This is a genomic window from bacterium (assembly GCA_009926305.1).
In the GTDB taxonomy this organism is placed as follows: domain Bacteria; phylum Bdellovibrionota_C; class UBA2361; order UBA2361; family RFPC01; genus RFPC01.
Window position 1 is genome coordinate 1 of sequence record RFPC01000080.1, and the last position, 10,531, is coordinate 10,531.

General features: G+C 45.8%; 11 protein-coding genes. 4 read left to right on the forward strand and 7 right to left on the reverse strand.

The window, feature by feature from the left end; all coding sequences use genetic code 11:
- The 4 genes from queC to EBR25_10870 all read right to left on the reverse strand — a co-directional run.
- Nucleotides 1-540 (reverse strand): 7-cyano-7-deazaguanine synthase QueC (gene queC / locus EBR25_10855; GenBank protein ID NBW41482.1); only part of this gene is annotated, 540 nt, incomplete at its 3' end.
- A gap of 8 nt (nucleotides 541-548) precedes the next feature.
- The gene (queF, locus tag EBR25_10860) at nucleotides 549-974 is read right to left on the reverse strand and encodes a preQ(1) synthase (protein NBW41483.1); all 426 of its coding nucleotides are present in this window, start codon (nucleotides 972-974) and stop codon (nucleotides 549-551) included.
- 142 nt (nucleotides 975-1,116) lie between these two features.
- The gene (locus tag EBR25_10865; GenBank protein NBW41484.1) at nucleotides 1,117-1,734 is read right to left on the reverse strand and encodes a sigma-70 family RNA polymerase sigma factor; all 618 of its coding nucleotides are present in this window, start codon (nucleotides 1,732-1,734) and stop codon (nucleotides 1,117-1,119) included.
- A gap of 475 nt (nucleotides 1,735-2,209) precedes the next feature.
- A complete protein-coding gene (locus EBR25_10870) occupies nucleotides 2,210-2,608 on the reverse strand; it encodes a hypothetical protein (protein ID NBW41485.1) in 399 nt (132 codons plus the stop codon).
- A 175-nt stretch (nucleotides 2,609-2,783) separates the two neighbouring features.
- On the opposite strand from EBR25_10870, the gene EBR25_10875 reads away from it, so the two are divergent.
- From EBR25_10875 to EBR25_10885, 3 genes are all read left to right on the forward strand, one after another.
- Complete coding sequence (locus tag EBR25_10875; protein NBW41486.1) at nucleotides 2,784-5,468, forward strand: cation-transporting P-type ATPase; 2,685 nt, start codon at nucleotides 2,784-2,786, stop codon at nucleotides 5,466-5,468.
- Nucleotides 5,469-5,536: 68 nt separating this feature from the next.
- A complete protein-coding gene (locus tag EBR25_10880; protein NBW41487.1) occupies nucleotides 5,537-6,382 on the forward strand; it encodes an MBL fold metallo-hydrolase in 846 nt (281 codons plus the stop codon).
- A complete protein-coding gene (locus tag EBR25_10885; GenBank protein ID NBW41488.1) occupies nucleotides 6,379-6,888 on the forward strand; it encodes a VanZ family protein in 510 nt (169 codons plus the stop codon). The genes EBR25_10880 and EBR25_10885 overlap by 4 nt, the downstream gene beginning before the upstream one ends.
- Nucleotides 6,889-6,909: 21 nt before the next feature.
- Here the strand turns inward: EBR25_10885 and EBR25_10890 are convergent, their stop codons facing one another.
- Nucleotides 6,910-8,175 carry a LysM peptidoglycan-binding domain-containing protein gene (locus tag EBR25_10890; protein NBW41489.1) on the reverse strand — a complete coding sequence of 422 codons (1,266 nt, stop codon included), beginning with the start codon at nucleotides 8,173-8,175 and terminating at the stop codon, nucleotides 6,910-6,912.
- Nucleotides 8,176-8,534: 359 nt separating this feature from the next.
- Here EBR25_10890 and EBR25_10895 point away from each other — a divergent pair, with 359 nt between their 5' ends.
- A complete protein-coding gene (locus EBR25_10895) occupies nucleotides 8,535-8,768 on the forward strand; it encodes a hypothetical protein (protein ID NBW41490.1) in 234 nt (77 codons plus the stop codon).
- A gap of 37 nt (nucleotides 8,769-8,805) precedes the next feature.
- On the opposite strand, the gene EBR25_10900 is transcribed toward EBR25_10895, so the two are convergent.
- Complete coding sequence (locus EBR25_10900; protein ID NBW41491.1) at nucleotides 8,806-9,723, reverse strand: hypothetical protein; 918 nt, start codon at nucleotides 9,721-9,723, stop codon at nucleotides 8,806-8,808.
- Between the two features lie 327 nt (nucleotides 9,724-10,050).
- Nucleotides 10,051-10,527, reverse strand: coding sequence for a hypothetical protein (locus EBR25_10905; protein ID NBW41492.1), 477 nt, complete (start codon nucleotides 10,525-10,527; stop codon nucleotides 10,051-10,053).
- Nucleotides 10,528-10,531 lie beyond the last annotated feature (4 nt).

A 10,531-nucleotide genomic window follows, 5' to 3' on the forward strand; every position in this document is an offset into this window, starting at 1 on the left:
GAAAGCCCCGACCTCTTTGGCAAGTAGGACAGATTCAGCTTTCGTGAGTGACATTAGGGGAGTATGGATCTCAAAGTCAGCCTCCATTCCCAGAGAAAGTGCCTCAATTGCACGCCCGAGAGTATCCGCTCGGCAATCTGGATAACCACTAAAGTCCGTCTCACAGGCACCAAGCACGATATGTTTCATATCCTCTTGATAGGCATACGCAGCTGCGTATGAAAGAAAAATTAAGTTCCTCCCTGGGACAAAGGAATTTGGTAGGCCATCTCCAAGGATTTCACCACTAATCTCCTCCTCCCCGATAAGGGCTGAGCCTCCTAACTCACTCAAACCACTCAGTTGAATGCAGCGGTTTGCAATACCAGCTTCTTTTGCCACAGCTGCTGCGCTCTCAAGCTCTATCCGATGCCGCTGTCCATAATCAAAAGTAATACTTTTTACCAACGAAAACTCTCTGAGCGCCCAAAAGAGACACGTTGTTGAGTCCTGCCCACCAGAGAGGACAACCAAGGCTTTTTTGGGATCGAGTATCCGCATAATGAATCTTATAGAGATGTTGTTCCGCTAGGAGAAGAAAGGCTTCCTTCAGTACAGATGGTATCAAAACCGCCACGCGTATTATAAACGGTTTCAACTTCTACAGCACACTCTAGCACTGCTTCTAGATGCTTGCGAATAAGAGCTGTTGCCTCTTCTTGGTACACACCTACATTTCGAAATGATGTAACGTAGTATTTTAGAGACTTTAGTTCGACACACCGCCCTCCCGTCGGATAGTAGGTGATCTTCAAAGAAGCATAGTCTGGTAATCCGCTAAATGGACACACCGCTGAAAACTCTTTTGTCTCAGTCACTATTTTTTGTGTCGGAGAATGAAACGGAAAGGTCTCAAGCAGATCATCGCGAACACTTTCAGGACCCTGAAATGAACCAAGAAATGATACGTCTTCCCTTGCTGCAGTCTCACCCATAGCGACCCCCTCTCCCTTTCTTGAATATGCGCACGCTGAAGCCGTGCTCTTCCTTCAGAAGAGAAGGTATAACGATTTTTAGAAAGAAAGTGAACTCTTCAAGAGCACTATCTGCGGACAAATGGAGGCCGATGGCCGCTGCCTAGAGATTCCCCGCAGATTTTACCTGCTCACCTGAGCTATATTCCTCATAGAATTGATTGAGCTTTCGGCGTAACATCAAACGTGATCGATGTAGCCGCGACTTAACTGCTGGAATTGAGATTCCTAAAATATTCCCAACTTCTTTACTTGTCAGTCCATCAACATCTCGAAGGATAAAGACCGGTCGATAGTCATCTGGAAGTTTATCGATAGCATCTTCAAGAATGACCGTTACCTCCCGACGAAGGGCCACCTCATCACTCCTCTCACTATCAGGAGTCTTTAAAAGGAGGGTATGGTCTTCTCCAGGAAGCGCATCCTCTAATAAAATTGAACGGTTCTGACGATTCTTTCTTAACTTCATCAATGAAGCATTTACAGTGATTCTGTATAACCAGCTTGAAAAGCTCGATTTTCCTTCAAAGTCTTTGAGCTTTCTAAATACTGTCGTAAAAACATCTTGTAGGACCTCTTCGGCGTCTTCCGAATTACGACACATCCGGGCTGCGAGACTATATGCCTTATCACTATACCTCGAGATAAGCTCCTCATATGACCCCATATCTCCCTTTCGAAACTCCTTGATGAGCTGATTATCTGTTTTCACTGAAGACATCTACTCCTCCTTAAAACCACTGGCAAACCGGGTAAAAACTGCGAATCACAAACACGAGTTGCGAAAAGCCTGCCAAATTTTAAAAAAGTGATAAAATTTGAAATTTTTGAAGCTTTCCTCGAATAGAAAGCATATTAGAGAGTGTAGAAAGACTGAGCCTTCCATTTTCCGTCAAAATCCTAACAGTAATATTGTCCTCTTCTTAGTCATTTTGACGTTATTTTCGGCAATTTCTGCCGACACCAGACAGCCATCAACGCTCTATGAAAATCTCGTAAATGAGGTGCAATATACTTGCTGGCTTAGAAAAGAAGTGCTGAAGGTCCCACTAACGGGCTAATCAGAAAACGAGTTGAGGTCAGCAGACTTGCTCCTCGGAAGCGATGCAAGCTCAAGACCTCTTCACCACAGAGACGGAGCAGCACAGAGACAAAGCAGCACAGAGACAAAGCAGCACAGAGACAAAGCACCACAGTTAGACTAGACAATATAGAGATAAGCCAAGCCATCTTGTTCTACTGGCTCCCAATCCGGAAATGGGTATACCGCACAGATGATGCGAGTACCAGGTTGCGCCTCGGACTTTACCTTGTTTTTGAGTCGCTCCATTAAGTGGGGAACTAAATAAACGGTAACGACATTCGTCTCCCCCGAGCTTGTGCGCTGCAAAAAGAATTCTTCCATCGCCAGAGCCAAGATCATAAACCACATCTCCAGGCTTAATATCTGCCAGTCTCATTATCGATTTCACAGTTGAAAACCGAGATGGGATTGGTGCTCCCCCTTTGAATATCGCAACAAGCGTATAGAAAAAGTATGCAGCGAGAATGAGATTAAGCGTGATGACTATGGCAGAACCGAGTGATAGAGACATGTATCATGGTGTAACTGACTCCCCTCCTGTTCGCAATGTCTAATCTGAATTCCTCATCTCTGTAACCAGATGTGACGCCACCTAGCTCTTCCTCAGCCTGGCTATCCTGCGAGGCATCATACGGTTTTACTCATCCAGCCTTCAGAATTCCCGAATCCTCCCTCACGCAACTACTATGGCAAACGATTCACTCATTACGAAGTGTGCGAGTCAAAGTCCTCAATGGTGTCTAGAGCAGCTTAACAGCACCCTTGAAATAGGACTCACACAAGAAGCAGCTGACGAACGTCTTAACATTCACGGCTTCAATGCTCTCATGCAGAGGGACAATCGCCGTTGGACAAGAACACTCATCAGACAATTTCAAGACCTCCTCATTTTCATCCTCTCCGTTGCTGCTGTTCTTTCTTTTCTCATCGGTGATATTACGGACTCCCTAGCAATTGGTGTAATCATCTTCATCAACGGAGTACTCGGATTTCTTCAGGAATGGAAAGCTGAAAAGGCACTTGATGCACTCAAACAGATGGTAACCCGACACTGCCAAGTCCGTCGTGCGGGCGAAGTCGTCAATATTGAAACTCGCCAACTCGTTCCTGGAGATATTGTACTCCTCGAAGCAGGTGATAGTGTCCCTGCAGACCTGAGAATACTGGAAGCCACTAATCTTCGAGCCGATCAGTCACTCGTTACAGGAGAGGTTGACTCAGTTGCCAAGGCTCCAGATCCCAATACCAAGGATACGCCTCTTGCAGAGCTCTCTTCCTGTGTGTGGATGGGAAGTGTCATTACGAATGGTCACGGGATAGGGCTCGTGGTCCATACGGGAATGAAAACTCACTTCGGACAAATTGCAACTCTTACAAGCTCACTCGAGGAAGAGAAAACTCCTCTGCAACTCTCTCTTGCTCGACTCGCTCAAAAACTCGCAGCTCTGGCTTTCATCGTGGCATTTACCATAGCACTCACTGGCTGGCTTACTGGAAAGCCACTTCTTCAAATGATTATGGCGGCAATCGCCATCTCAGTGGCAGTTGTTCCTGAAGGACTACCCGCTGTAGTTACTATCACCCTTGCACTCGGCCTTACGGCAATGGTGAAGAAAAAAGCAATCGTGAGAAAGCTTCAAGCAGCCGAGACACTAGGCGCTACGAGCGTTATCTGCACCGATAAAACGGGAACTATTACCCGTAACGAGATGACTGCAACCCATATCTTGCTGGGAATTGGACAAGAGTATCGGATCACTGGAAGAGGATATGCCCCACACGGAGATATCTGTAAGCAATCTGGTGAGAGCATCTCCTCAATTGAACATGAGCATCTTACTCGCCTTTTATATACCGCCATGAGATGCAATCGAGCGACGATTAGGAGGAATGAGCAAGGACTTTGGGAGGCACTGGGAGAACCTACTGAGGCTGCTCTTTTTGTTGCTGGGCTAAAAGCAGATATTTCCCTTCGGGAAGATATCTCCCACCTCTCCGAGTTTTCATTCAGCTCAGAGAGAAAACGGATGACGGTTCTGGAGCATGGCTCATCAGGTACTCATGCGTTCGTAAAAGGAGCACCAGAAGTAATACTTCGCCGTTGCACACAAATCCTTCAAAAAGGACATCAAAGAACTTTAACATGGAAAGATAAAGCTCACATCGTAGAGCAATACACGAACCTTGCGTCTCAGGGACTTCGACTTCTGGCTCTTGCAGAGAGAGAAGTAAGCTCAGACATACCTCTTGATGAAAAGAATATTGAGAATGAGCTCTGCTTTCTTGGAATCATTGGAATGCAAGATCCCCCGAGAAATGAAGTTCCGGCGGCGATAAAAAAAGCACAGAGAGCGGGGATACAGATTATTCTCATCACAGGAGATGCTGCTGAAACCGCTAAAGCTATTTCAAAACAAGTGGGTCTTGATATTACAGCCATCTTGGATGGAGGAGCTTTAGACCGTTTATCTGATGATGAACTCCGAAACCACCTTCATGGAACACCTCTTTTTGCCAGAACAACTCCCGAGCATAAACTACGACTCGTTACCCTGCTGCAACATGCTGGACACGTAGTAGCCATGACCGGAGATGGTGTTAATGATGCACCTGCACTGAAAAGAGCCGATGTCGGTGTCGCGATGGGACGGCGTGGAACCGATGTAGCACGCGGAGCCTCGGACATTATCCTCACTGATGACAACTTTTCCTCTATTATCGGTGCGATCGAAGAGGGGCGCAGGCAATATGACAACATCCAAAAATTTGTGCTCTATCTCCTCTCATCAAATGTTGGAGAGATTCTCGCAATTTTCATAAACATCATCATCGGCGGTCCTCTCATCCTGCTTCCTGTTCAGATCCTTTGGATGAATCTTATTACGGATGGAATGACCGCTGTTGCGCTTGGGCTTGAACCAGCGGAAAAAGGAATCATGGAAGAGCCTCCTCGCAAACAGGAGATGCCTATCCTTGGAAGAGACTCCCTGAATACTCTTCTCTTTCTTGGTGGCTATATCGGCATTGCCACTCTTTTTATCTTCTATCTCTATCAACGTTTCTTTCCAGATGCGGATCCCATTCTCGCTAATACCGCAGCTTTCACAGGAATGGTGCTTTTGGAAAAAGCAAATGTCTTTAATTTTCGCTCTTCACGAAGTTCGCTTTTTTCCATCCCTCTCGGTTCAAATAAATGGCTCTTGTGGGCATGGATCGGATCTTTATCACTTCAAGGCTTTGCAGTTTATACCCCTCTACTACAAGAGATGCTTCATACCACCTCACTCCGTCTGTTTGATTGGCTATTTCTTATAAGTACGATGATACCAGTTCTTATTATTGGAGAACTGCTCAAACGGCTGGAACGATAAAGTCCTCTTTGCTCTTTTCATCTTTCGATGGTTCAGTAGAATATCCCACGTAATCTTCTAAGGAACAGGTGTTGAAAAATCTGCTTTGCCCATTTCTCTCTTTACTGTTTTTCATTCTCGCTGGATGTTCTTCGCTGTCCCGTCAAGATTCATCACGCGAGATTCATATTCACTTTTTAAATATTGGAGAGGGCTCAGCAACTCTTGTTGAGAGTAATGACTTGGGAAATATTTTAATTGACACTGGAAACCCTACTTCTCAGATTGTCAGTAAACTTCAAAATATGGGGATTCAAAGGATCGACAAGCTGATTCTCACTCATCCTCACCCTGACCATATAGGCGGTGCACATAGTGTTATTGAGTTTCTGACTCCCACGAGCATTTTTGACAACGGCGAGCTTCTGACCTTCGATACACCTGAACTACGTTGGTATAAAGAGGCTGTTCGTGAATCTCCGAATTACAATGCACTGAAACGTGGAGATATTTTTCGGGGGCATTCTTCTCGACTTACGGTCCTCTCCCCACAAGCACTTATCTCTGACTGGAATTCTAACTCGCTGATCATGAGACTCACAGCTTACGGACACACAGCGCTATTTATGGCCGATGGCAATCACGCAACGGAGAAGTTTCTCGTGCAGTCTGCGGAAAATCTCAAGGCTGACATCCTCCAAGTCGGTCACCACGGGGCGCTTGATTCTTCTTCTCTAGAATTTCTGAGAACGGCTTCACCTCGTTTTGCCGTTATTAGTGTGAATAAGGACAATGTAAACGGGTATCCTCATAACAAAACTCTTAAAAAATTACGCGACATTGGCAGCACTTATTTCGTAACGTATGAAAGTGGTAGAGTCTCATTCACGCTTTCTCCTGATGACATTACCGTTTCAACAGAAAAGGACGCATGAAGATTAAGACGGTACATTTGAGTGCGTGGTGGATTGCCATTATTTTTCTTAACTCCCTGCTTGGACGACAGCTCTATAACGCCATCCAAGCTATCGGAGGATGGCGCCTTTTCTTAGGTCTCATAGCACTGCTTAGCCTTATATGCATAAGACATAGCATTCGATTCATTCGAAGAGATAAATATTTAGAGGGGGTTGGATTCATACTGCTCGGCATGATCTCTTGTTTTATGCTTGAGCTTCCTGAAGAGCGAGTACACGTGCTTCTTTTTGGCTTTCTCGGTTTTTTGCTTGGCACACACTCTGCTCTGTCTACAGGGAAATGGCTCGCGCTTGGGCTCGTAGTAGGAATTCTGGATGAGGGAATACAAGCGCTACTCCCTTACCGAGTCGGCGACATGCGTGACATTATAATCAATACACTAAGCCTACTGCTTGGCGCTATTGTCGCGCTTCGTTGCGGTACAACCGTGCAGCGCTGTAGTGACCACGAGAGCGCCCGATAGACTCTCTAGGAATCGTGATTCTTATTGTCCCGTCGGACTAGATTCATCGGTACTGAGTGCCGTGCGAATGATTGCCATACGCGGGAGCACATCTCTATCCGCGATACGTGCACCGCCGTATTGAAGAGTTGGGCCATCATGATGATAGGCATAAGCCATGCGGTAGAGCGCCTCATCATCTCCTGCTTTCACCCGCGCACGGGCAAATCGAAATGACTCCTTGAGAGACTCGGATAGACAGTGAAGGTTTACTGTCATACAGAATGGATTAGTATTTTGAATTCCCGCTCTACTACAAAGCTCTGCTCGAGTGCTATCAATAAATTGACCAATCCCAGAAGCACTCGTGGTTCCAGCAGCCGCGTCCGGATTAAAACCCGACTCAACTCGACAAAGCGCTATCGCGTAACAGATCTCACTCTTTGAAAATCCCTCTTGTTCCAGATGGTCAATCATCTGACTCACTACTGTAGCCTGGGTTTCCAGCGAGGCATCGCCCCAGATTCGAGATCGTCCGCACATCTGGTTAATATCTGATGAGATCTCTTCTCGGTAATGTGAATGGCTTTTTATCTGACTCTCTCGGTAGGCCCTTCCCCGGCCATGGACTAAGAATGGCCTATACTGCTCCACCTTTTCCGCAAGCGATTTTTCAACTCCTTCCGATGCTTTCGGACTCCTCTCTTGACGGGGATACTGCTGTATCGTCTCCCCTTTTTTAGTCCGAGGGACCTTCAGCTTGTCTCCTGGATGTATAATATACGGCTCTTTGAGCCCATTAAAATCAGCGAGCACTCTCCACTTTTTAGCACTCCCGAGCAGCTCCTCTGCTATTTCAGAAAGCGTATCTCCGCTTTTTACCTGATAGGTAATGAGCTGCTTTTCTTTTACTGGACCCTGTTCTCCTTTCCATACAGAGAGCTGTTGTTCGGAAGGAAGAAGGAGTTCTTGTCCAACCTGAATGCGATTCGGGTCTTTTATCTTATTTATCTGTGCTAGAAGCTCCCATGCTTTTGCATCATGTAGCAGAGTCTTAGCAATCCTTGAAAGGCTATCACCAGGCTTCACCGTGTAGAGTTCTGGCTCAGCTCTCACGTCTAAGAAATCTTCTGATAAAGTAAACTTTGGAAGCCCTGCTTCTGCGAGGTTCGGAGTATGCGCATGGGTAATCGGCACAGGCTCAGTTGCATGGCCTTCTGCCGCAGGCGCTTCCCCACTCAATAAAGCGCCAGCAAGAGCAAGCGATGCTGCTGCAAGCTTCTCCCCTTTTCCTTCAAAATCAGCCATTTATACCCTTCTATTCATTCGCTGGCTAAACCCACTCCACTTGTTATGGGATGAACACCCCTCAATATGGCATAAATACTTTCACTAGTCTCTATTCTGTGGGCTCCATACCATGAGCAGATAGCCTCCTCCTTTGCTTCCAAGGGTGGGCAAGACAATATCCACCCTCACTGTTTCTGTCTCTTTAAAGGCAAACTTTACGAGACAAATCCCACAAAGTCTTCAAGCAAAGAGTCTTAAAACTCTAATAGCCTTTAAGAGTTAGAAAGCTCTGAGCCCTTATTTACTATTTGAGTAGGCTTTTCGGCAGTGATAGTGTGATACGAAGAGACGCGTGATTCTCATTGCAAAAAGGTATTATGAATAAATTACAAACTACTGCTGCTGCCTGCCTCCTTTCTCTTACAAGCTGCGCTACTCCAAACGGCAACCTTAGTGATAACAGTCTTCCAGAGCGCTCCGGCGGGCAACAGGCAGAAATCGAGGTAAGCCAAGAAAACCAAGAGGCGGCAAGAACATGTAGTAATATACTTGAAGACGTTTGGCAGTTTCTTCTATCAAATGGCTCTCATTTAATTCGTTTTGGTAACTAGTATCAAAACGTTCGCATAATCGTTAGAAAAAGCACCTTTAAGTAAGAACACACTGACATCCAGCAGGGATAAATCCGAGGAAATATACTTCGCTACAATATCCACCCCAACCGATCCCATATTCCTCTAAACATCGTGCGAGCAGGGCGGTGGCACCAAATTGAGCGCAGTTTGCTACGATATTGCTAGGACTAGCAAGCGCCCAACTCAATAATCGGGAGTATGAGACTGTGCACCGAGCCCCTTGATTACATTCCGTTTCGCCACGAGAGGTTCTTTCCCGCTGACATTGCGTAGAGAACCACGAGATGCACCACTCCGTTTCATCCGAGCGCGAAATGCGAGATGAATCAGATGCGCTCTCTTCCAGCCGATCGGACTCTATGCATTTTGGGGAAGGAATCGAATCACTCGAACTAGAATTTAATAGACCGATATAAACCTGTGTCTCAATCCTCTTACCCGATTCGAAAACGATAGGCATATCTCCCTGGAAATAGACTTCTCCCTCACTGTACTTGTCAGCCCCACGCAAACCATACCCTTTTGCCTCACAAAACGATCCTTTCTCACTGTCTGCTTTTGATAATAAGTATTGTGGTAGCTCTCTTGCACCCAGAGGGTGTGCATCCTGTCTAGACTGCCCCATGTGCTCCGGCTCGAGAACTGCTCCGAAGAGCTCCCTGAAATTCAAGGTGACCGTTCCGCCATGAAGCACTTCTTCTTCCGGCAACTGTATGATTGCAAAAGCATCTTCAACAAGAGTTCCAAAAGGACGAAAAATGAGCAGATTGTTGTCCGGAGTAAGAGGAGTATGCGCCAAATCAACTCTTTGATTCGAGAATTGTTGCTCTTGCGGGAACGCGGAAACTGAGGAAACTCTTACAAGAAGAGAAAATGTTAGAATATTAAACATTACGAATAGAAAACCAGTAGAGAACCTTTGAACCATCATTGGGCCGCCTTAAATATATCTTCCTGAGCCCCCCCTCAACTTCTGAATATCACTCAAGGAACTTTACTTTATTATGGCTTCTAGAACCCATGATGTTACATAAACTAGGAATTTTTTGGAGTTATCTGAGGAATGAATCTATGAGTTTTTGTATCAGATTTCTTAACAGGACAGAACAAAGCCGAAGTAGTTCATAGTTTAATTATCGAGTTAGCAGAAGCACAAAGCTTGGCTCCCTATCCAATTTTGCTTGGTCGAATAAAAGCAAGAAGGCTCGGGCATCTGTCCCGAGTCACAAAGAACAAAGTAGGGAAATACCATATTTCATCATGGTGCGAGCAGTTCTAATACAAGATTTGCATTAATCTTTATCTGTGAAACAACAGAGCCTATTGAGCGCTGTAAAATCTGATCACGCACTACATTCGCCGTTTCCTGAGCAACATCCACACTTCTGATTCTATCTGATGCCTCTCTATAACCGAGAGCTAACGCTTCCGTCATCGACATCGCCACCTCAAGCCTTGACAAAGATGCAGCCAACTCTGCTCTTGAAGAGTGTAGTGTCTGAAGATTTCTTTCCGCTGATTCGATTGCGCCACGAGATGAGTCGGTATTTGAGAGGATAAAACCACCTAATCCATCAAGCATGTGCTGATATGAAGGGAGTTGTACTGTGAGCATGTCGGCACTGGATACCCCAATTTGAAGAGACAGAGGGTCCTGTGGAGGGCTAAACTTGACGCGATACAGCTCAACGCTTCCATCCGCGTTATCATCATAGTCGCTACTACTTAAGAGCAAAAGC